Annotated in this window: 24 protein-coding genes; 12 read left to right on the top strand and 12 right to left on the bottom strand. The window is 59.7% G+C overall.

All coding sequences use genetic code 11. The features are described from left to right. Positions 1–87: 87 nt before the first annotated feature. Together ettA and O9K64_RS04065 are read left to right on the top strand one after the other, a co-directional pair. On the top strand, positions 88–1,755 hold the full coding sequence (gene ettA, locus O9K64_RS04070) for an energy-dependent translational throttle protein EttA (RefSeq protein WP_275096805.1): 1,668 nt from the start codon (positions 88–90) through the stop codon (positions 1,753–1,755). A gap of 253 nt (positions 1,756–2,008) precedes the next feature. After that, positions 2,009–2,881, top strand: a complete 873-nt coding sequence (locus O9K64_RS04065; protein ID WP_275096804.1) for an ATP-binding protein — start codon at positions 2,009–2,011, stop codon at positions 2,879–2,881. Here the strand turns inward: O9K64_RS04065 and cysS are convergent. Further along, positions 2,878–4,260 (bottom strand): cysteine--tRNA ligase, encoded by a 1,383-nt coding sequence (cysS, locus tag O9K64_RS04060; RefSeq protein ID WP_275096803.1) that lies wholly within the window; start codon positions 4,258–4,260, stop codon positions 2,878–2,880. The genes O9K64_RS04065 and cysS overlap by 4 nt on opposite strands. A gap of 227 nt (positions 4,261–4,487) precedes the next feature. Between cysS and O9K64_RS04055 the strand changes: the two genes are divergently transcribed. From O9K64_RS04055 to O9K64_RS04045, 3 genes are read left to right on the top strand one after another with little or no spacing between them, the layout of a single operon-like run. Continuing rightward, positions 4,488–5,021 carry a peptidylprolyl isomerase gene (locus O9K64_RS04055; protein ID WP_275096825.1) on the top strand — a complete coding sequence of 178 codons (534 nt, stop codon included), beginning with the start codon at positions 4,488–4,490 and terminating at the stop codon, positions 5,019–5,021. A 21-nt stretch (positions 5,022–5,042) separates the two neighbouring features. Beyond that, complete coding sequence (locus O9K64_RS04050; RefSeq protein WP_275096802.1) at positions 5,043–5,531, top strand: peptidylprolyl isomerase; 489 nt, start codon at positions 5,043–5,045, stop codon at positions 5,529–5,531. 12 nt (positions 5,532–5,543) lie between these two features. Further along, entirely contained in the window at positions 5,544–6,287 is a 744-nt protein-coding gene (locus O9K64_RS04045) for a UDP-2,3-diacylglucosamine diphosphatase (protein ID WP_275096801.1), read from the top strand. A 32-nt stretch (positions 6,288–6,319) separates the two neighbouring features. On the opposite strand, the gene O9K64_RS04040 is transcribed toward O9K64_RS04045, so the two are convergent. The 3 genes from O9K64_RS04040 to O9K64_RS04030 form a co-directional block, all read right to left on the bottom strand. Further along, positions 6,320–8,452 (bottom strand): FimV family protein, encoded by a 2,133-nt coding sequence (locus O9K64_RS04040; RefSeq protein ID WP_275096800.1) that lies wholly within the window; start codon positions 8,450–8,452, stop codon positions 6,320–6,322. A 394-nt stretch (positions 8,453–8,846) separates the two neighbouring features. Beyond that, complete coding sequence (locus O9K64_RS04035; protein ID WP_275096799.1) at positions 8,847–9,611, bottom strand: DUF2189 domain-containing protein; 765 nt, start codon at positions 9,609–9,611, stop codon at positions 8,847–8,849. A 189-nt stretch (positions 9,612–9,800) separates the two neighbouring features. Next, positions 9,801–10,061: a hemerythrin family protein gene (locus O9K64_RS04030; RefSeq protein ID WP_275096798.1), complete on the bottom strand. Its 261-nt coding sequence runs from the start codon at positions 10,059–10,061 to the stop codon at positions 9,801–9,803. 165 nt (positions 10,062–10,226) lie between these two features. Between O9K64_RS04030 and O9K64_RS04025 the strand changes: the two genes are divergently transcribed. The 4 genes from O9K64_RS04025 to O9K64_RS04010 all read left to right on the top strand — a co-directional run bounded on the left by O9K64_RS04025 (position 10,227) and on the right by O9K64_RS04010 (position 12,486). Further along, complete coding sequence (locus O9K64_RS04025) at positions 10,227–10,757, top strand: hypothetical protein (protein ID WP_275096797.1); 531 nt, start codon at positions 10,227–10,229, stop codon at positions 10,755–10,757. Beyond that, positions 10,754–11,254, top strand: a complete 501-nt coding sequence (locus O9K64_RS04020) for a thioredoxin family protein (RefSeq protein ID WP_275096796.1) — start codon at positions 10,754–10,756, stop codon at positions 11,252–11,254. The genes O9K64_RS04025 and O9K64_RS04020 overlap by 4 nt, the downstream gene beginning before the upstream one ends. 23 nt (positions 11,255–11,277) lie before the next feature. Then, complete coding sequence (locus tag O9K64_RS04015) at positions 11,278–11,733, top strand: hypothetical protein (RefSeq protein ID WP_275096795.1); 456 nt, start codon at positions 11,278–11,280, stop codon at positions 11,731–11,733. A 150-nt stretch (positions 11,734–11,883) separates the two neighbouring features. Further along, positions 11,884–12,486 (top strand): hypothetical protein, encoded by a 603-nt coding sequence (locus tag O9K64_RS04010; protein ID WP_275096794.1) that lies wholly within the window; start codon positions 11,884–11,886, stop codon positions 12,484–12,486. Positions 12,487–12,662: 176 nt separating this feature from the next. Here the strand turns inward: O9K64_RS04010 and O9K64_RS04005 are convergent, their stop codons facing one another. Next, the gene (locus O9K64_RS04005) at positions 12,663–14,243 is read right to left on the bottom strand and encodes an inorganic phosphate transporter (RefSeq protein ID WP_275096793.1); all 1,581 of its coding nucleotides are present in this window, start codon (positions 14,241–14,243) and stop codon (positions 12,663–12,665) included. 269 nt (positions 14,244–14,512) lie between these two features. Between O9K64_RS04005 and O9K64_RS04000 the strand changes: the two genes are divergently transcribed. Beyond that, positions 14,513–14,854, top strand: a complete 342-nt coding sequence (locus O9K64_RS04000) for a hypothetical protein (protein WP_275096792.1) — start codon at positions 14,513–14,515, stop codon at positions 14,852–14,854. An 89-nt stretch (positions 14,855–14,943) separates the two neighbouring features. Here O9K64_RS04000 and O9K64_RS03995 read toward each other — a convergent pair whose 3' ends face one another. Beyond that, on the bottom strand, positions 14,944–15,333 hold the full coding sequence (locus O9K64_RS03995) for an antitermination protein NusG (protein ID WP_275096791.1): 390 nt from the start codon (positions 15,331–15,333) through the stop codon (positions 14,944–14,946). A gap of 72 nt (positions 15,334–15,405) precedes the next feature. On the opposite strand from O9K64_RS03995, the gene O9K64_RS03990 reads away from it, so the two are divergent. After that, positions 15,406–16,041, top strand: coding sequence for an ankyrin repeat domain-containing protein (locus tag O9K64_RS03990; protein WP_275096790.1), 636 nt, complete (start codon positions 15,406–15,408; stop codon positions 16,039–16,041). 120 nt (positions 16,042–16,161) lie between these two features. Then, on the top strand, positions 16,162–16,446 hold the full coding sequence (locus tag O9K64_RS03985; protein WP_275096789.1) for a hypothetical protein: 285 nt from the start codon (positions 16,162–16,164) through the stop codon (positions 16,444–16,446). A gap of 281 nt (positions 16,447–16,727) precedes the next feature. Here O9K64_RS03985 and sbcB read toward each other — a convergent pair whose 3' ends face one another. From sbcB to ffh, 6 genes are all read right to left on the bottom strand, one after another. Then, positions 16,728–18,164 (bottom strand): exodeoxyribonuclease I, encoded by a 1,437-nt coding sequence (gene sbcB, locus O9K64_RS03980; protein WP_275096788.1) that lies wholly within the window; start codon positions 18,162–18,164, stop codon positions 16,728–16,730. A 216-nt stretch (positions 18,165–18,380) separates the two neighbouring features. Next, the gene (gene rplS / locus O9K64_RS03975; protein ID WP_275096787.1) at positions 18,381–18,725 is read right to left on the bottom strand and encodes a 50S ribosomal protein L19; all 345 of its coding nucleotides are present in this window, start codon (positions 18,723–18,725) and stop codon (positions 18,381–18,383) included. Positions 18,726–18,744: 19 nt separating this feature from the next. Further along, positions 18,745–19,488 carry a tRNA (guanosine(37)-N1)-methyltransferase TrmD gene (gene trmD, locus O9K64_RS03970; RefSeq protein ID WP_275096824.1) on the bottom strand — a complete coding sequence of 248 codons (744 nt, stop codon included), beginning with the start codon at positions 19,486–19,488 and terminating at the stop codon, positions 18,745–18,747. Positions 19,489–19,495: 7 nt separating this feature from the next. Next, on the bottom strand, positions 19,496–20,017 hold the full coding sequence (gene rimM / locus O9K64_RS03965; RefSeq protein ID WP_275096786.1) for a ribosome maturation factor RimM: 522 nt from the start codon (positions 20,015–20,017) through the stop codon (positions 19,496–19,498). Positions 20,018–20,091: 74 nt separating this feature from the next. Continuing rightward, positions 20,092–20,343 carry a 30S ribosomal protein S16 gene (gene rpsP / locus O9K64_RS03960; protein WP_029135081.1) on the bottom strand — a complete coding sequence of 84 codons (252 nt, stop codon included), beginning with the start codon at positions 20,341–20,343 and terminating at the stop codon, positions 20,092–20,094. Between the two features lie 255 nt (positions 20,344–20,598). After that, on the bottom strand, positions 20,599–21,978 hold the full coding sequence (ffh, locus tag O9K64_RS03955; RefSeq protein WP_275096785.1) for a signal recognition particle protein: 1,380 nt from the start codon (positions 21,976–21,978) through the stop codon (positions 20,599–20,601). Positions 21,979–22,032 lie beyond the last annotated feature (54 nt).

Genomic DNA, 22,032 nt, shown 5'->3' with positions numbered 1-22,032 from the left:
TTATAACTCCCGGTAAACCGGCCCGCTGCCCGAAACGGATCAACAAGCGCCGGCAAACCCCTCTCAGTCTCAACCAAAAGAAACATTATGGCCCAGTACATCTATACAATGAATCGCGTCGGCAAGGTGGTACCGCCGAAACGGGTAATCCTCCGCGACATCTCCCTCTCCTTCTTCCCGGGCGCCAAGATCGGCGTACTGGGCCTGAACGGTGCCGGCAAATCGACCCTGCTGCGCATCATGGCCGGGATCGATAGCGATATCGAGGGCGAGGCACGGCCGCAGCCGGGCATCCATGTCGGGTACCTGCCGCAGGAGCCGCAGCTCGATCCGGCCAAGGATGTGCGCGGCAACGTGGAGGAGGCGCTGGCTGACGTGGTCGAGGCACTGGCCGAACTGGACCAGGTCTACGCCGCCTATGCCGAACCGGATGCGGATTTCGATGCCCTGGCCACCAGGCAGGCCAGGCTGGAGGATCTGATCAATGCGAAGGACGGCCACAACCTGGAGCGCACCCTGGAGATCGCTGCCGACGCGCTGCGCCTGCCCCCCTGGGACGCGGATGTCACCAAGCTCTCGGGCGGTGAACGACGCCGCGTAGCGCTGTGCAAGCTGCTGCTCTCCAAGCCGGACATGTTGTTGCTGGACGAGCCGACCAACCACCTGGATGCGGAGTCGGTGGCCTGGCTGGAGCGCTTCCTGCACGATTACCCCGGCACCGTGGTGGCGGTCACCCATGACCGCTACTTCCTGGACAATGTGGCCGGCTGGATTCTGGAGCTGGACCGCGGCTACGGCATCCCCTGGGAAGGCAACTACAGCTCCTGGCTGGAGCAGAAGGAGCAGCGCCTGGAGATGGAACAGAAGCAGGAGGCGGCGCGCATCAAGAGCATGCAGCACGAGCTGGAGTGGGTGCGCTCCAACCCGAAGGGACGCCACGCCAAGAGCAAGGCGCGCCTGCAGCGCTTCGATGAACTGCAGAGCCAGGAGTTCCAGAAGCGCAATGAGACCAACGAGATCTATATCCCGCCCGGCGAACGGCTGGGGGATCTGGTGATCGAGGCTGAGGGGCTGAGCAAGGCGTTCGGCAACAAGCTGCTCTACAGCGATCTCTCCTTCACCCTGCCCAAGGGCGGCATTGTCGGCATCATCGGCCCCAACGGCGCCGGCAAGACCACTCTGTTCCGCCTGCTGACCGGCCAGGAGCAGCCGGACGGCGGCGAACTGCGCATCGGCGAGACGGTCAAGATCTCCTCCGTGGAGCAGTCGCGCGAGGCTCTGGATGATAAGCACACCGTATGGGAAGAGCTCTCCGGTGGCGCCGACATCATCACCATCGGCCGCTACGAGCTCAACTCCCGCGCCTATGCCAGCCGCTTCAACTTCAAGGGCACGGATCAGCAGAAACGCATCGGCGATCTCTCCGGCGGCGAGCGCAACCGCGTGCACCTGGCCAAGACCTTGCAGCAGGGCGGCAATGTACTGCTGCTCGACGAGCCGACCAACGACCTGGACGTGGAGACCCTGCGGGCCCTGGAAGAGGCGCTGCTCACCTTCCCCGGCTGCGTGGTGGTGATCTCGCACGACCGCTGGTTCCTGGACCGCATCGCCACCCATATCCTCGCCTTCGAGGGGGATTCCAGCGTCACCTGGTTCGAGGGTAACTATGCGGATTACGAGGCCGACCGGAAACGGCGCCTCGGCGCCGAGGCGGACCAGCCGCACCGCATCAAGTACAAGCCGCTGAACCGTTGATGACACCGGGGCCGGGGCAAGTCGTGAAAGGAGTGTAGTGTCAGCTTTGAGTAATCTCTCGCAAAGACGCAAAGCGCGCAAAGGAAAAGCGTACCAGTAGATTCTTTGCGTTCTTGGCGTCTTTTCGAGAATAATATTTCTGACTCACAGGGGTCGGAGTCAAGCTACCTGATCTCGACAATATTTATCACCGTTGGTGCGCGGCTTGACTCCGATCCCTGCACCAGCGACCTGATCCAGGCAACCGACCACCATGAACCAGACAGAACAGCTCCTTGAACGGGCACAACAGCTGATCGAACGCCTGGAGGGGGTCTTTTCACCCAGCGTCCAGGAACCGGACTGGGGTTGCATCGCCTTTCGCTGGCAGCGGGACAAAGGACTCCAGGCCGTGGCCCGGCCGCATCGGGTGGCGCTTGACGACATCCTCTGTGTGGACCGGGTCAAGGCGGAGATCACCCGCAACACCCGCCAGTTTGTCGAGGGTCGCAGCGCCAACAACACCCTGCTCTGGGGCTCCCGCGGCACCGGCAAGTCCTCCCTGATCAAGGCACTGCTGAACGAATTCGCCGACCGGGGACTGCGCCTGATCGAGGTGGAGAAACACGACCTGATCGACCTGCCGGCCATCGTCGAGCTGATCCAGGACCGGCCGGAACGCTTCCTGCTCTATTGTGACGACCTCTCCTTCGAGGCCGATGACGCCAGCTACAAATCCCTCAAGGCGATACTCGACGGCTCGATCTCGGCACCGCCGGAAAACGTGCTGATCTACGCCACCTCCAATCGCCGCCACCTGCTGCCGGAGTTCAAGCAGGAGAACCAGGACGTGCATATCGTGGAGGGGGAGATTCACCAGAGCGAGAGCGTCGAGGAGAAGATCTCGCTATCCGAGCGCTTCGGCCTCTGGCTCTCCTTCTACCCGTTCAGCCAGGATCAGTACCTGACCATTGTCGATCACTGGCTGACTCGCTTGGGGGCCGCGACAACCGCCGATGAGACGATCCGCCTGGAGGCGTTGCGTTTCGCCTTGATGCGCGGATCACGCAGCGGCCGGGTGGCACTGCAGTTTGCCCGCGACTGGGCCGGCAGGCTGCCGGATGAGCGGCCGGCAGGTGTCGACTAACCGCGCCGCCAGGTGGTGCCCTGGGGGCTGTCCTCCAGCACCACGCCCTGCTCCTTGAGCTGGTCGCGAATGCGGTCGGCCTCGGCCCAGTTCTTCGCCGCCTTGGCGTCCTGGCGCTGCTGGATCAACTCCTCGATCCGCGCGTCACTGAGTCCGCTGTCGACATCGCCGCCGCGCAGATAATGTTCCGGGTCATCCTGCAGGATACCCAGCACCCCGCCCAGGCGGCGCAGTTCGCCGGCCAGGGCCGCGGCCCGGCCTTCATCCTCGGCGCGCACCCGGTTGATCTCCCGCACCAGCTCGAACAGCACCGCCAGCGCCTCCGGGGTGTTGAAGTCGTCGTCCATGGCCGCCAGGAAGCGCTCCGCGAAGGCCTCCCCGCCCGCCGGCTCGGCTACCGGCAGGCCGCGCATAGCGGTGTAGAAACGGGTCAGGGCGCCGCGCGCGTTGTCCAGATGCTCGTCATCGTAGTGGAGCGGACTGCGGTACTGGCTGGTGAGGATGAAGTAGCGCACCTCTTCCGCCTGGTAGCGGGCCAGGATCTCCCGTACGGTGAAGAAATTGCCCAGGGATTTGGACATCTTCTCGTCATTGATGCGCACAAAACCGTTGTGCATCCAGTAGTTGACGAACGGCTTGCCGGTCGCCCCCTCGGACTGGGCAATCTCGTTCTCGTGATGGGGGAAGGTCAGGTCCGCCCCGCCGCCATGGATATCGAAGGTATCGCCCAGGCAGCAGGTGGACATGGCCGAGCACTCGATATGCCAGCCGGGCCGCCCCGCGCCCCAGGGGGAGTCCCAGGCCGGCTCCGCCGGCTTGGCGGCCTTCCAGAGCACGAAATCGAGGGGATTGCGCTTCTGATCTCCCACCTCGACCCGGGCCCCCGCCTGCAGGTCCTGCAGCGTCTTGCCAGACAGCTTGCCGTACCCCTGAAAGCTGTCGACCGCGTAATAGACATCGCCGTTAGTCGCCACATAGGCGTGGCCATTGGCCAGCAGCCGTTCGATCATGGCGATGATTTCTGCAATGTGGGCGGTGGCCCGCGGTTCGCTGTCCGGCTCCAGCACGCCCAGTGCCGCGGCATCCTCGTGCATCGCCTGGATGAAGCGTTCCGTCAGCGCGGCAATCGGCTCGCCATTTTCGTTGGCGCGGTTGATGATCTTGTCATCAATATCGGTAATGTTGCGGATATAGGTGACGTCGTAACCCTGCGCCTGCAGGTAGCGATAGACCACGTCAAACACCACCATCACCCGGGCGTGCCCCAGATGACAGAGATCGTAGACCGTCATGCCACAGACATACATTTTCACTTTTCCGGGTTCCAGAGGCACAAACGCCTGTTTCTGGTTGGTAAGATCGTTGTAGATCTTCAGCATAACGACTCCGACAGCTCATCTTGATACGGCAAACCGGCAGCGGACAGAATCCGATTGCCGCTCCCAGACCGCGCATAGTAAACGAAAGCGTGCGGGCAACAAAGGGGAGCAACAAAGCGGGGGTTTTTCCGGGGGCCGGTAACCTATATCATTGACCCCTGAATCACACTACTACGCGAGCATTGAATATGAATAGACGCCTTTTTTCGCTCCTGCTACCGCTGGTCATGTTGTTGGGTTTCACTTCTCAAGCCAGTGCGGATAGCATCCGGGTGCTGATGAAGACCAATCTTGGCGAGATTGAACTGGAACTGGACGGCGACAAGGCGCCCGCCTCAGTGGAGAATTTCCTTCGCTATGTCGATGAAGGATTCTACAACGGCACCATTTTCCATCGCGTGATCAACGGCTTCATGATCCAGGGCGGTGGATTCACCCCCGACCTCGACCAGAAGCGCGGCCACGCCGCGATCACCAACGAGGCCAAGAACGGGCTGTCCAACGCCCGCGGCAGCATCGCCATGGCCAGGACCAATGCCCCGCACTCCGCCACTTCCCAGTTCTTCATCAACCATAAGGACAATGACAATCTGGACTATCCCAGCTTCGATGGCTGGGGTTATGCGGTCTTTGGCCGGGTCACCCGGGGAATGGACACCGTGGACCGGATCGCCGACGTCGCCACCGCCAACAGGATGGGCATGCAGAATGTGCCCGTCACGGATGTCATGATTGAAAACGTCACCCGACTCTCCAACTAAAAGACCACAGGAAGCCAGCACATGATCACTCTCAAAACCAATCGCGGCGATATTGTCATCGAACTGGATGAGGAGAAGGCGCCGATCACCAGCGCCAACTTTGCCCAGTATGTCAGGGACGGTTTTTATAACGGCACCATTTTTCACCGGGTCATCAACAACTTCATGATCCAGGGCGGCGGCTTCGAGGCCGGAATGGCCGAGAAAAGCACCCGCGCCCCAATCGAGAACGAGGCCAAGAATGGCCTGAGCAACGTCACCGGCTCCATTGCCATGGCACGCACCATGGACCCCCACTCCGCCTCCGCCCAGTTCTTTATAAATGTGGCGGACAACAAATTTCTTGACTATCCGGGCCAAGACGGCTGGGGCTACTGTGTCTTCGCCCGGGTGGTCGAGGGCATGGACGTGGTCAACCAGATGAAAAGCGTCGACACCACCATGCGCATGGGGCATCAGGATGTGCCGGTGGAGGATCTGATCATCGAGGAGGCGATCATCGGCGAATAGGCGAACGACGCCATGCCGCAAGATACCCTGCTCATCTCGGACCTGCATCTGTCCCAGGCACGGCCCGGGACCGTGGAGCTGTTCCTGCGTTTTCTGCGGGAACAGGCCTGCCGTGCCGGCGCGCTCTATATCCTTGGCGATCTGTTTGATGCCTGGATAGGCGACGACAACACCCTGCCGCCGGCACCCGAGGTGATCGGGGCTTTGCGCCAGCTGAGCGACGGCGGCTGTCGACTCTCGGTGATGCACGGCAATCGGGATTTTCTGCTGGGAGAGGATTTTGCCCGGGCCACCGGCGCTCGCCTGTTGCCCGACCCCTGTGTTGTGGAGCTGGGTGTGGGGGAACCGGGCGGGCAGCCGACCCTGCTGATGCACGGTGACCTGCTGTGCAGTGATGATCTGGAGTATCAGCAGGCACGGCTGCTGCTGCGCAGCCCCGAATTCATCCGCGACTTCCTCTCCCGGAGCATCGAGGAGCGTGTCCAGCTAGCCGCCGAGTACCGCCGCCGCAGCGGTGAAGTGATCTCACTTAAATCGGCTGACATCATGGATGTGAATCAGCAGACGGTCGAGCGCTACATGCGCGAACACCGGGTCAGGCAGCTGATACACGGCCACACCCACCGTCCGGCGTTACATGAGTTTCAGCTGGATAGTAAACCGGCGCAACGTTATGTGCTGGCGGACTGGCATGAACAGAGCGGTTCCTGCCTCAGGATTCACGATGGGCTGATCCTGCAGGAAACCTGTGGCTGAACGCCCTGACCTGAATACTCTACCTTGAATGCCTACTTATCCTTCGGTAAGTCATCCAGATTATCGAAATCCAGGTCAACATCGATATCGATGGAGGGGATATCGTCCTCCCCCGCCGGATAATCCTTCTTGATCAGGTCATCAAAGGAGACCGGTTCACTCTCCCCACCGGAGATATCCAGATCCTCCAGCTCGATATCAATATCGAACGGGTCCAGCTCGGAAGGCTCCTCCTCCTCCGCCTCTTCACCCAGCCCTTCCTGGTACTCCCCGGGGGCGACCGGTGGGATCACCTCGGTGGTTGCGTCCGACTGCCAGGCCGTATGTTCCGGCACCAGATGCCGGCCCATCTCCTCCACTTTCTCCCATAGCTCCGGTGCCTGGAGCATCAGCACGGGATATACCTGGTCCAGGTATTGGGTGAAGGCCTTCTTGTCACGCCGGAACGCATAGATCTCCAGACGTTTCGCCTTGAGTTCCAGACTCTCGGGATTCTGTTCCATCGCCTCCTCCACCAGGGACTCGGCCTGACTGTAGCGGCGATAGGCCAGATAGATATCTGCCTCCATCAACACCGAAGCGACATCATTGCGCGTTTCAGGCAGCGCCTCGGCATCCTGAGGCGCGGTATCCAGTGGCTCCTTTAGCGGCGTCATCGGTGCGGCGGCCCGCTGGTCACCCCACGCTGCCGGTTGGGCAGACCCCTTCTCACCGGGTGCGGTGGTCCCACTGGACATCTCGAACAGCTCCGGCGTTTCAAATCGGGTCTCGCGCTGTCGTCCACGCCGGTTGAGCAGGAGCAAGGTGGAGAGGATGACGATAATCGCCCCCATCAGCATCATCCAGTACTCATTCTTCCAGCCGGCGGCAAGCGGGGAGATCTCCGTGACGGGGGCGGATACCGCGACATTGCCTTGGGGCGGTGCCGCCACAGCCAGCGTGCCTGTAGCATCCGTGGCCGAACCCGGTTCCGGTTTGACACTTCCCCCGGTGCCACCGGCCTGGGCAATCTGCTGGCGCAGGTTTTCGAGTTGGGCGTCCTTCTCCGCCAGCGCCTTCTTCAGCGCATCCACCTTGGATTCGAGTGCCGCCCGCAGCTCGATGATGTCCTTGTTGATCTCCTGAACGGCCACCAGCTCCTGTTCGGAATCCCTGATGGCTTCCCGCAGCTTGTCGCTCTCCTGTGCCGGATAGCCTGCTTCGCTCTTCTCGGTGACCTGCCAATTACGCTCCGGCTCAACCACGCGAAGCCGTTGCCGCTCCTCGGCGGTCAGCTCCCGGTCAGCCGCCGCGGGCGTGGCCGGCTCCTCCACTGCGGCAGGTGTGGACACGGCCGGCTGGTCAGCGCCCGGCTGGCTTTCGGATGCCGCGGGTTGCCGCTCCGCTACGGGTTGCGGTTCCTCCGGCCCGGGTCGGGATGCCGCGGTTGCGGAGCGACGCCCCTCGCGCCACTCCGCCATCTGTTGCCTGACGGCCGCACGCGCCTCCGCCTCCGTAACCGCCGCCATCTCCCCGGGCGTGGGGATGGTCAGCAACGCACCGCGCTTCAACAGGTTGATGTTTCCTCTGTGGAACGCCTCTGGGTTCGCCTTCAACAGGGCGATCATGATCCGATTACGTGAGAACCGCGCATCGGGCTGAACCTTTCCGGCAATCAACCACAGCGTATCGGTCCGCTGCACCGGACCGTAGCTGGTGGCGGCGGGTGAAGGACGGCTTGGCGCCGGTTGAGGCCGCGCCCGTGGCGCCGCGACAGACTCCGCCCGCGGCGGTTGATATGTGGGCGGATCGAGCAGTATGGTGAACTCGCGGACCAGGCTTCCCTGCGGCCAGCTGATCTCCAGCAGGAAGTCCAGAAACGGCTCCCTGATGGTCTCCCGCGTGCTGACCCGGATATAGGCGTCGCCATCCTCTGGAAAAACCGGTTGGAAGCGTAACCTGGACAGCAGCAACGGCCGGTCGAGGCCGGCCCGCTTAAAATCATTTGGCGCCGCCAGCCTCACCCGGATGTCGTCGATCGCCATCTGTTCGACCGATATCAGCCTCACCCTGGCATCCAGGGGCTCATTGAGGGCGGAGTCAACCTGGATACCACCCAGCCCCAGAGCAAAAGCCGAGGCTGACGGAATCAACAGCAGAAGAGATAACAGTGGCTTTCTGATCATTATTTTATTTGGATTTTATGCAAACCCATTTCTCTGTTGGTCCAGCGACTTCCCCGGGCCGGTAAGAAGCCCGGTAAATGTTAGGAGTCTGTCGGGCTTGACCGATCGTAGCGAGGGAAAGCCGGTTTGTTCCGCACATCCCTGTGCTTCACCCCTTCGGGGTTGGCACGTCAATCGCTCCCGGCGATTGAATGAGACAGATTTTTCGATCTTTCGAGGCCAATAGTGGACCTATTAAACGAGAAAGATCGGAAAATATGGCCAAATCCGGCTTTTCCGCAGTAGATCAGCGTTAAGTCCGACAGACTCTTACGTCTCAATATAAAACAATAAGATAACCACGTCACTTAAATCCAGACACAAATTCTCCCGGGCGCTGAATAAAAGCAGGCCATCATTCAGGCCCCATCAGTTGCCGCATATCGCTGTAGGTCGCGTAATTGGCGTAGGCGAGCACCGGCAATACCACCAGCAGCAGCGGCAAGGCTAACAATACGGTAAAAAAGGTCAAACCGCCCAACACGACAGCCCAGAACAACATGAGCCGGGGGCTGTGCGACACAATCCGGACACTGAAAGAAACCGCGTCCACCAATCCGCAGCGCCTCTGAAAGGCGTAGGGGATGGAAAACGCCGTCACGCAAAAGCTGATGAAACTGAGTACAAAGCCAAGGAAGCTGACGAACAACAGAAATGCCAGGGCGTCCGTGCGCAGTACCGGGTCGGCCTTATAAGCCGCCAGGGACGTCGACACAAAATCAAAGTAAACGCTATAGATGATGAGCGCATCGGTTATCCAGATCAGATAGATCACCAGCGAGACCAGCCCGATCACCAGAACAGAGACCGGGCATTGCCTGAATCCCTCGGTAATATCGACAAAGCCGGGCTTGTTACCGCCGTGAATCCTTTCCGCCAGATGGTAATAGACGGCGACCAGGCCGGGGACAACGATAAGAAACCCGCCCGCGACAATAAAATAGACCAGACTGAAGCCGCGGTACAGAAGCAGCGTGCCGATGGCCAGCCCAATCAGCAGAAAAAGCGCGGCGAAGATCATATTGAGAACCGCAGCCTGTCTGAAATCATGCCAACCGCGCCGCAGCCACTCCCCGGCAATGGTGAACATCATCTTCTCCCGCGCGACATCGACACTCATCTATCCGCACCCAACTGCTTAAGCTACTGTTCTGTATAATTCTAGACGTCTCAGCGAGAATAATCGGAGTTAAAGGGGTAAAAAAATCCGTTTGGCAGCGGAGGGACACTTTGGAAACGCCGGGCGTGCGGCAACCGACCATCCGCGGCGGCGGCCTCAACCGCGCAGCCCGGGAGGCCGAATCCGCCATTATTTCAGTTTGGATTCGTCATCATTTTCCCGGGTGGATTTTATTTTCAGATTGGGGAGATCGACCCGACCGATTACGTGCAAAACAATCCCCGCCCCCACGAAAAAGACCACTGCGGCCCCAAAACTGGCCGCCACCGGGTGATCACCACCCAGCTCTGCAGCATAATAAATGGCCCCAAAAAGGGAGCCGATTGCGGCGATATAAGAGAGGATTGCAATAAAGAACGACACTTTCTGCGCCCTGCTGGTCTGTTTCACCCGGATCCCTACTGTTCAAGCCAAAAGATCGTTGCAGGGTACGCTAATCACCCGTAACTGGCTAACGGTTATCCCCAATGGCGCGCGAAATTAACTTGCTTATAATCAGAAATTTAGTTTATTTTGATCTAACGTTTTCCGCGCTGTTAACCCTATCGGTAACCCATGTCCGCTGACGAACCCATCACGCTTCAGGTCTCGGCGCACCAGATTGAGCGGTTCTGTGCCGAACTCCGTCGCGGCAGCGCCAATACCAATCGCAAGCACTCGGCGCTGATTGCTCTTGAGGGTTTTATCATCCGACATGCCGCAACCGATAAATATACCAGTGCGTTCAACAACATAGTTAACATCATCCAGGGCCATGCGGAACAGACACGCCAGGCACTGCTAAACGAGTACGCCGAGAATCTTGAACCGGCGCTGAAAAACAGGGACCGGAACGCACTGGCCGCAATACACCAGTCTGTTTCGCGGAACGGATTCGACCAACTGCTGGAGCAGGTGTTGGTGAGACTATCCCCGGAGCTGCTGCATTCATTGAAACTCTGGGCTGAAAAGTGGGTCAATGAGGCAGAGTCCAAGGCACGTCGGGCAAGCGGCTATCCCGATGCCCTCAATTTCAAACAGGCCGGCATTCCGCTTGACCAGTACCGGGCACTCAGCGAGCTGAAGAGAAAACTGACACCACTATGAAATACCTGGCCGCACTCTTTCCAGTATTATTATTCATTGCGCCGTTACATGCCGATGCTGAGAGGGAGCACGCCGCGTTGGCCCCGGTGACGGTCGCCGCCAACCTGCAGGCTGATGGTGAGTCCGCCAGGAAAGCGCGGAAGGCGATACTGCTGCTGGTATCACAAGAAGAATGCAGCTACTGCATCCAGATCAAACGCGAAGTGATCGGCCCGATGATCCGCAGCGGCGATTACGCCGACCGCCTATTGATTCGCGAGCTGCTGCTCGATGGCGCCTCCACCGTGATTGACTTCCAAGGGGTGACAAGAGACAGCCACAACGTGGCCTACGACTATCGGGCCTCGGTCACCCCGACGCTGCTGTTTCTGGATGCCGACGGTAAAGAGCTGACCGCCAAAATGGTCGGCATTCAGACCCCCGATATGTACTATTACTATGTTGATCAATCCATCCAGGCAGCTATCGAGGCACTCGACAGTCGGTCTGGACACTGACATCCTGACCAATACGGACTTTAATGACTGTTAAGAGCACCGCCTGCCGCCTGTTGTTGCCCTTGCTCTGTATCGCCCTGACGGCCAACGGCCAATCCAACGCAACCGGCGGTCCGCAAAAGAGCGGCGGCAGTGCCTGTGTCATCGCCAAAAAGCTGGGAGACTCCCTCGCCATAGAATGGGCTGTCGGGGAACCCTCTGTTGGCCATGCCATGGAAAAGGCGAAGCAGGCACTGCACGCGAAAGGTTATGAATATGTGTTCCCCCAATCCAACAGCAGTAACCAACATGGCTGGATGATCATTGTCAAAACCCGCTATCGCACCAATACCGGCAGGGAACGCACCAGTTATGGCTGCGGTTTCAGCAACCAGTCGCCGGCCGCCGCGGAGACCAATGCGCTGCTCAATCTTCGCACCTACTCCTGGGGCTGGAAAGAGAGCAGCGGCTACGAAGTGATCGAGAAACAGCAGTACTGATATCCCCGGCCGGAGCGGCAGGCGTTTGAAAATAGGGCCACGCCGGCACGCGCTCAACATCAACAGCGCTGCACAGATCTTCTCCTCCACTTGCGGTTATACTTGCCTTCAGACAAGCACCATCCAGACCGACTGAAGGAAGACAGCGATATGCCCGTACAATGCTACGACATCTTTTTTTCAGGCAAGACCGTGGAGGGGGCGGACCCGGCGGCGGTGAAGCAAGAGCTTGCGCGGATCTTCAACACCCGGAGCGAGCAGCTTGAATACCTCTTCTCGGGAAGCTCGGTGAAGGTCAAGAGTGGCGTGGATCAGGAGACCGCCATCAAATACCGGGTCGCCTTCAGAAACGCCGGCGCACTGGTGGAGATCCAGTCCGCGGATCCTGTTGCCGACGCCCCCCGGCCGGCCGCGGCTGCAGCCCCACCGGTGGAGCGGCAAAGCAAGGAGAAAATGACCCTGCTTCCTCCCAGGAGCGGTAGCCTGATTGACTGTGCCCCGGCCGTAACGCCCGCGCCGCTACCCGATATCAGCGGGTTATCCCTGGCCAACCCGGGCGCCGTACTGGACGAGACCCCACCGCCAGCGCCCCGCGGAATCGATACCAACGGCCTTGAACTGGCCCCGGCCAACAGCGGCACCCTGGAAGATTGCCAGATAAAAAGGGAGGCCGCCGAACTGCCGGATATCAGCCGACTGGCGATCGTTGAGGATGACGACTTACCCCCATATCCATCCCGCCCGGAAACCTGACATCCAGCTTATTCGTCGGATTACGCTGATCCGACCTGCGATCTCGCGGCATCACCCGCAATCGTTGGGTGGGTTACGGCGCGCACGGTGCAATGCAAACAATCATGCCCTGGGCCAGGTGCGCCTAACCCACCCAGGAGCTGGGATGTGGATCCGCAGGGAGCGGCACCAAGCCCTCAGGGCAGCATCATCCCGCGAATCATGAAATAGAGCAGCGCCGCCATCAGTCCGGAGACCGGTACGGTGATAACCCAGGCGGCCGCGATCTTCAGCAGGGCTGAACGCCTCACCAGCTCATGCCGATAGACCTTGCGCAGACCTTTCCGCTCTTTCTTGGTCAGGGGTGCGTCGTGTTGCGTTTTCGCCCGCTCCTTCAACTCCGCCAGTATTTCACCCTTGCGGGTCAGGGAGGCCTTTTTGAAATCCATCAGGTAGGCCTCGATCGCATCGGGATCATCCTCCTGATGATGCAGTTTGATCTCCTCGACCATCTTGGCATAGCTGGTTTTGATGAATTCACGCAGAAATCCCACACCGAAGATACCACCAACGGCGATATGGGTGGAGCTGACCGGCAGCCCGAGCTGGGTAGCCAAAATCACCGTCACCGCCGCGGCCATGGCGATACAGAAGGCCCGCATTTTGTCCAGTTCGGTGATTTCACTGCCCACGGTCTTGATCAGCTTCGGACCATACAGGGCGAGGCCCACGGCGATACCCAGCGCCCCCACCATCATCACCCAGAGCGGGATGGCGGCCTTTTGGGCAATACCGCCATGGGCGATGGCATCATTGATCGCGGCCAGCGGGCCTACGGCATTTGCCACATCATTGGCCCCGTGGGCAAAACTCAGCAAGGCGGCGGCGAAAATCAGCGGCAGGGTGAACAGCTTGTTGATGCTCTGCTTCTCGTTGGGCAATCTGCCGGCCACACTGGAGATCAGGGGACGGACCAGATAGAAGACCGCGACACCCGTCGCCAGGCCGATCAGGACGGCGGAACCAAATTCCACTTTCCAGATTTTCTTGAATCCCTTGAGGACGATATAGGTGGTGAACGCCCAGATCATGAGCCCTACCAGCAAGGGCACCATGCGTTTGGCCGCCGCGATCATATCCGCCTGATAGGTAATGGTTCGCTTGATCAACAACAGAAAGGCGGCGGCGATCACCCCCCCCATGACCGGGGAGATGACCCAGCTGGCGACGATGGCCCCCATCTTGTCCCAGTTGGCGATACCGACGCCGCCGGCCGCAATACCCGCGCCAAGCACCCCGCCGACAATGGAGTGGGTGGTCGATACCGGCGCACCCAGTGCTGTTGCGATATTCAGCCAGAGTGCACCGGCAAGCAGCGCGGCCATCATCAGCCAGATGAAGGTGTCGGTGCCGACAATCGCGGACGGATCGATAATTCCACTTTTGATGGTGCCGACCACATCGCCACCGGCGATCAAGGCGCCGGACGCCTCGAACACAGCGGCAATAATGATCGCCCCCCCCAGGGTCAGGGCCTTTGAACCGACGGCGGGACCCACGTTGTTGGCCACATCATTGGCGCCGATGTTGATGGCCATGTAGCCGCCGATCACCGCGGCGACCAGCAACATCACGTGCCCCGGCGTATCCATTCCCCCGCGCATGACGGTAAACAGCATAATACCCACGATAAAGAGCAGGGCTACACCGATCCGAAACAGCTCCTGTCGGCCTTTACTGGTCGCTTTTTCAAGCTCACTTATATTCTGAAGTTCCATAAAAACTCAGTGTGAATTTGCTTTAGATTTCGGCATGGGAATCCACCATTGAACACGCGACATGCCACCCGAAAGTAAAGTGCGCACTGTAACATTTTTGTCACTTAAAAGCCCCATGGAATACCGCTAAAATCAATCGCGCAACCGATCAGCAAGACCCCGGCAAGCGCCAGTCAGGGTTAATCTGGCCCATGTTTTGCTTAACTGGAATCAAGACGCGTTCAACCGACGTCCCGAGTCAGTTAATTGACAGAATCTGGAGAGTAATCGTGGTCAGCCCTATTTCAAACGACAAATTATTGCCGCAGAACAACGACAGAAACAGCACCGCGACCAGCAAACGGTCCACGGGTGAGCAGCACAGCACCGCGGGTACGGGCGCCAGACGCCCGACCGGCGACACGGTGGAGCTCAGCAGTGCGAGCCGACTGGCCAACCAGGAGATCGCTGCCAGCAGAAACAGCGGCGCCGTCAACAGCGCCACAGAGGCCAGGGAGTTGGTCATCAAGATAAGGGAGCAGATTGAAGCCGCCGGTCGCCAGGCCCTGAAGAGCCACAACCCGCTGGAGAAAGGGGAGCTGACCGCGTTACTGGAATTTTCCGCGGCCTAGGACATAGCGCGGGTCGTGCCTGCCGAAGGCGCCCACGGGGCGCCCTATGACTGTCGGTCAACACGACGCAACCGAACTGCTACTCACCGTTATTCGGGACCGGTCTCCAATCGTTCCACCTCGGCCAGGGTCACCACCCTGCCGTCGGTGGTGACGAAGCTGCGCCCATCGATATCGCCTTTATAGGCCTGGTATGCGGTCACCCGGGCGCTACGGGTATCGATCACCCGGACGGTGACCACCTGATAGGCATCGCTCCACTGATGGTAGAGATAGAGACCCGCCCCCGCCAACATCAGAAACACCGCCCCAGCCGCCAGGAGTTGAGTGATGCGCCGTCGCCCCTGCCGGGCATCCATGGTTGCATTGAGCACCGGGGCCGGTGACCGGTAGTGCTGCATTTTGCGTTGATTACGCAGCCGCAGGGTCAGGAGTGCCCCAACAATCACCAATGCGGTCAAAAGAAGTTTCAGGAACATGGGCGCGTACCTTATCATGGGCTTGGTAATGGCGCTATTATTTGAACCAGGGAACCGGACTATCAGGCAGAAATGAACAGATTAAACCTCTTCGTATTAACGGCATTGCTTTTTGTGGCCGCGTGCAGCGAGCCTGACAAACCAAGCATCCCGCTCAGTCTGGCGGTCGAGCGTGGCGACATCAATCAGATCGAGCGCCATATCCTCTGGGGCAGTGATATCAACCAGCTCAATATCAACGGCGAAGCACCCCTTCATGTCAGCGCCACCCAGGGTAACTACATTGCCATCAAACTGCTTGTTGAAAATGGCGCCGATATCAATCTTCCGGATAAAAATGGAATCAGCGCTCTCGGGCGGGCTGTTATCTCGGGCCGCACGCAGATAGCCGAATATCTTTTCATGCAGGGTGCCCAACAGGAACCCGACCAGTTACTCGACCTGCTAGTCAGGGCCGGCAACACAAGCCGCGATATCATCCCCTTGCTGATCAAGAGGGGCGCACGGATCAACCACCAGGATGAAGCGGGCCAGACCCCGTTGATGCGCGCCATTGCCGCCAGCCACCGGGTCCTGGTAAAAAACCTGATCCAGAATGGCGCCGACGTCAATCTGGCGAACAATGCCGGCCAACGTCCGCTGGCTGTCGCCAGGGAGCAGGGAGATGAGGATATTATCCGCATGCTGGAACGTAATGGCGCACAATAATGAGCCGGTAAACCAGTCGCCAGATCGTGACGCGGCAGCTTACTTCTGTTAAGTTTCCGCCACTCCATCTTCAGTTATCATACGCGGGCCTGACTGGCCCTGAAAACAGGACTCACCCATATGGCATCGACCGTTGAAGAACTCACGATTAACTATTCAGAAGACGGTATAGACGTCGTCAAAGAGCTGGACAAGGTGATCCTCTCCAAGGGGGCCTGGTCAACTGTGATGTTCCGCTACCAGGAGTGGAACCGTTCCAAAAATGAGTACAGCCCGGACAAATACAGCATCCGCCGTTACCAGAAGCGCAGCGGTGAATATATCCCGAAATCCAAGTTCAACATCTCCAGCAAGGCCCAGGCGGAAGCGATCATCGAGGCCCTGAGCAACTGGACCAAGGATTGAGAGCCGGGCAATCACACCAGGGCAGCACTGTAGGGTGGGTTAGCGGCGCACAGCCACCCCACTTCCAGACCGCGACAATACGCGGGCGCCGCGTAACCCACCGTTTTCTCGACCCGCCCAATGGTGGGTTACGGCGCGCGCATGGTGCAATGCGAACAGCCAGCCCCTGTGCAGGGCGCGCCTAACCCACCCTACAAACTGGACCAGGGGTTGACTGTGGTGGTGGCTTCATCCAGGCCGTAAGTTGGGGTGAGCAGAGCGAACCCCAACGAGCTAGTCATTCAATCCAGCCCGATCATCATTGGCCAATCCGCCAGCTCTGAAAGCACCTGCTTGCGCCCGCTGTCGATTGCCGGATCGATCATGAGCCTGGCCAGTTGCTGGCGAAACGCGCTCAACGTGATGCTGCCGCCACCCTGCGGATCGGTCAAGCGGTCGATACGATACTCCTGCCAGCGTTCACGCTCGGCCACGGTCAGGGACTCCGGCCAGTTGCGCGCCCGATAGCGAAACAGCATCTCCGGCAGGCGGGCATCATCAAACACCGGCGCCATCTCCGCCAGCGACTCCGGGGTAGCGGTCAATACCCGGTCCATCCGCTTGCGATCATCCGCGCTGAAAAAATCCCCGGAGTAGAGACTCTGATCCGGATCCGTAATCGGCGCGAACTCCCGCCCCCCGTGAACCGACTGGATCTTCTCCTCCAGACCCGGCGCACTGTTCAGGCGATCAAGGTGGCGCAAGCCCTGCGCCTGATCGATCCCCCAGCGCTGGGCCGCCTGCTCGGTCAGGGTATTCATCGGCACCACTACCGGGCACTTGTTGAGATGAATGGTCTTCAGCGCGATCCGCGCCATGCCCTCGGGCAGCTGATCTCTCGGGGTAAACAGGCGGGATTGAATCTCCTCCACGGCCAGCCCGATCAGCGGCCCGGGATCCTGTCCCAGATCATAGACAATCACACCATTGGGATTACCGGGATGCCGGGCCAGCGGCACCACCATGGCAATACACCCCCGCTCCGCCGGATACATGGAGGAGACATGCAACACCGGTTGCCGGTCGCGAAGGTTGAGCAACTCCGCCACCTTGCGTTTGTTGCGCATGCCCAGCAGGTAATCGAACAGCCGGGGTTGCCGCTGCCGTATCAATCCGGCCAGGGCAATCGTGGCATGGACATCCGACAAGGCGTCGTGCGCCGCTTCATGGGCGATGCCGTTGGCCGCCGACAACTCCTCCAGCCGGAAGCTGGTGATACCATCCTCCCGCTTCGGCCAGACAATACCTTCCGGCCGCAGAGCGTGGGTCAGCCGCACCATATCGATAATATCCCAGCGGGAATTTCCATTCTGCCACTCACGGGCGTAGGGATCGATAAAGTTGCGGAAGAATCCGAAGCGGGTAAATTCATCGTCAAAACGGATGCTGTTATAGCCCACGCCACAGGTGCCGGGCTGCGCCATCTCTCGATGAATCAGGCGAAAGAACTCCGCCTCGTTCACCCCCTCGCGCAGCGCCTTTTGCGGCGTCAGGCCGGTAATCAGGCAGGCCTCCGGTTGCGGCAGCAGATCATCGGCCGGCCGGCAATAACAGACCAGGGGCTGACCGATAATATTCAGCTCTGCGTCGGTACGGATGCCGGCAAACTGGGCCGCCCGATCCTTACGTGGATCGGCGCCCCAGGTTTCGTAATCATGCCAGTAAAATGTCAGCGCCATTACCTGCTCTACCTGTTTTCCAGTGGAGATTCTTCAGCGGTATCTTGGAGGGTTTTGCCTGGGGAGGCAACCGTAGGGCAGGCCCCTGCGCTTGCCCGCTCCCAGCGGCAAACCTTCCCCCGGGCAACCACCGGGGGTTTCCCCTACGCCCATCCTTGAAAAAAAACACCCCGCCGGGGCGGGGTGTTTTCACTACAGGGCAAGATCAGGCAGGGATCAGATCTTCTCTCTGATACGCGCCGCCTTACCGGTGCGGCCCCGCAGGTAATAGAGTTTCGCACGACGCACATCACCGCGACGCTTGACTTCGATCGCGGCCACGGAGGGGCTGTAGGTCTGGAAGACACGCTCGACCCCTTCACCATGGGAGAGTTTGCGCACGGTGAAAGAGGAGTTCAAACCGCGATTTTTCTTGGCGATCACCACGCCTTCAAAGGCCTGCAGACGCTCGCGGGTACCTTCGACAACCTTCACCTGAACAACTACGGTGTCGCCGGCGCCAAAATCGGGAACCTCGCGGTTCATCTGCTCGGCTTCAAGTTCCTGAATGATATTGCTCACGGTCGTATGCTCCTGTATTTCAATCAGCGCTCGTTTGCGCCTGGATAAACTCGTTTAGTAAAATCTCTTCTTCCCGGGTGAGAACACGTCCCTCCAGGAGGTCTGGCCGTCTTTGCCAGGTCCTGCCCAATGACTGCTGCAGTCGCCAGCGACGAATCAATTCATGATTGCCGCCCATCAGGACCGCAGGTACACGGTCACCTTCAAATAGCTCTGGCCGCGTATAGTGCGGGCAATCCAGCAGACCATCTGTGAAGGAGTCCTGCTCGGCCGAATCCTTGTCCCCGAGCACCCCGGGCAGCAACCGGATCACGGCATCCATCAGCACCAGAGCCGGCAATTCGCCGCCACTGAGCACATAATCGCCAATGGACCACTCTTCATCCACATAGCGGTTGATCAGCCGCTCATCAATCCCTTCATAGCGTCCGGCAATCAGGATCATGCCGCCGCGCCGCGCCATCCGGCCCGCCGTGGCCTGGTCGAATCGCTGTCCCTGCGGCGAGAGATAGGCTACCGCCGAATCCGGAGCAACACTCCGGGCCTGGGCGATCGCATCACGCAGCGGCTCAATTTTCATTACCATACCGGGACCGCCCCCGTAGGGTCTGTCATCCACTGTACGGTGCACATCGTGGGTGTAATCCCGCGGATTCCACAACCCCAGGCTGACCTGCCCACGGTCCACTGCACGACCGGTCACTCCCTCGCCGATCATGGCCCTGAACATCTCAGGGAACAGGGTCACCACGTCAAAGCGCATGGTCACCTCAAAAATCCGGGTCCCAATCGACGGTGATCAGATCACCATCCAGATCGACCTCTTTGATCACCTGTGCAATAAACGGCAGCAGGTGCCGGCGGTCGCCCTCGACCACCATGACATCGTTCGCCCCCGTCTCGAACAGGTGATCCACCCGTCCAAGCTCGATTCCTTCCAGGGTAACGACCCTTTTCCCCTCGAGGTCACACCAGTAGTACTCATCCGCCGGAATCGCCGGCAGCTGGTCGCGCGGTATGGCAATTTCGGCGCCATTCAGCGCTGCCGCCTGATCCCGATCGTCCACACCTTCCAGGGCGGCGACTATCCCCTTTCCATGGGTCTTGCCCTGCTTCAGCTTATATTCCCGCCACTGCCCGTCCCGATATAAATACCAGGAGGGGTGGTTGAGGATATTCTCTTTCGGAGCCGTGTGTGAATAAACCTTTATCCATCCACGCACACCGAACAGCCCGGAAACCTGTCCCAGGATGGTCCAATCAGCTGGCTGCTCTCCCACCGCGACGCTCATCTCAAGCCACCCGGCAACAGATCTGTTCAGCTACTGGCAACACCCAGGGGGCTCCCAGCCAGTCTCCCGGCCAATCAGGCTGCAGCCTTGGATGCTTCCTTGACCAGCTGTGCAACGCGGTCGGTCGGCTGCGCACCCTGGGACACCCAGTGGCTGATGCGCGCCTGATCCAGGCGCAGACGCTCTTCACCGCCGGTCGCAATAGGATTGAAGAAACCCAGTCGCTCGATGTACTTTCCATCGCGGGGGTTTCTGCTGTCGGCCACTACGATGTGATAGAACGGCCGCTTTTTCGCGCCGGTCCGTGCAAGACGAATTGTTACCATTTCCAACCCTTAAGAATTTAAAAAAACTGCCACGCACCACCGGCCAACCAAACCGGCCGGAGTGAAACGGGGCATTCTACCCGTTTCCGGGGAAAAGTGAAGTGTTTTGTCATCTCAATTCGGAACCCCGCATTGGTGGATGCGCCTACCGGCTTATCCACGCCACGAAACGGCGTCCCGATCAATTACCCGCCAAGCACCGGACAGAACCGTAGGGTGGATAAGCGACAGCGCATCCACCACAAGACGACGGGCTCAGAAGGGAAAACCGCCCCCGGGGGGCATCCCACCGGGACCCAGCTTGGACTTCAGGCCACGCATCATCTTGGCCATGCCCCCCCCCTTCATCTTCTTCATCATCTTCTGCATCTGGGCATACTGCTTGAGCATTTTATTCACTTCCTGTACCTGGGTCCCCGATCCCAGGGCGATCCGGCGCTTTCTGGAGCCCTTGATCAGGTTCGGGAAGCGCCGCTCCTGCGGTGTCATGGAGTTGATAATGGCGATCGAACGGGTGATCTCCTTGTCATTGACCTGCTTTTTGACATGCTCCGGTACGTTGCCCATCCCGGGAAGCTTGTCCATCAGGGAGTTCAGCCCGCCCATATTGGACATCTGCTCCATCTGGTCGCGGAAATCCTCCAGGTCGAAGCCCTGCCCTTTATGCAGTTTCTTGGCCAGCTTCTCGGCCTTGGCCTGGTCCACCTTGCCCTGGACCTGCTCCACCAGGGAGAGCACATCGCCCATACCCAGAATCCGCGACGCCATCCGTTCCGGATGGAACGGTTCGAGGGCCGTCGTCTTCTCGCCCACGCCGAGGAACTTGATCGGTTTGCCGGTGATCTGGCGGATGGAGAGCGCCGCCCCCCCCCGGGCATCGCCATCGGTCTTGGTGAGGATCACGCCGGTCAGCGGCAGGGCATCATCGAACGCCTTGGCGGTGTTGGCGGCATCCTGGCCGGTCATGCTGTCAACCACGAACAGGGTTTCGACCGGGGTTATCCCGGCATGCAGCTCCCGGATCTCGTCCATCATGGCCGCGTCCACATGCAGGCGGCCGGCGGTATCGACAATCAGCACATCGATGAACTGCTTGCGCGCCCGATCCAGCGCCGCCCGGGCAATGGCCAGAGGCTGCTGCAGGGTGGTGCTGGGGAAAAATTCCGCCTCCACTTCGGCGGACAGGGTCTTGAGCTGGTCGATGGCGGCGGGTCGATAGATGTCACAGCTGACCACCATGACCGATTTCTTCTGGCTCTGTTTCAGCCAGCGCGCCAGCTTGGCCACGCTGGTGGTCTTACCGGAGCCCTGCAGGCCGGCCATCAGGATCACCGCCGGCGGTTGCGCCGCCAGATTCAGCCCCTCATTGGCCTCGCCCATGATCCGGACCAGTTCGTCATTGACGATCTTGATCAGTACCTGACCGGGGGTGAGGCTCCTCATCACCTCTTCGCCCAGTGCCTGCTGTTTCACCTGCTCGACAAATCCCCGAACCACCGGCAACGCGACGTCCGCCTCCAGCAGCGCCATGCGGATCTCGCGCAGGGTCTCCTTGATATTGTCCTCGGTCAGTCGCCCCTGACCGCGCAGCTTGTTCAGTACGCCACCCAGCCGGTCTGTCAGATTGTCAAACATGCTTTAACTCAGCCTCTCGCCATGAATTTGCCGTATTATATATGGAAACAGCCG

Origin of the sequence: Sedimenticola hydrogenitrophicus (genome assembly GCF_029017505.1) — a bacterium.
GTDB classification, from domain to species: domain Bacteria; phylum Pseudomonadota; class Gammaproteobacteria; order Chromatiales; family Chromatiaceae; genus Sedimenticola; species Sedimenticola hydrogenitrophicus_A.
Note: the sequence above shows the minus strand (reverse complement) of the source record. Positions and strands in the feature narration are given on the sequence as shown.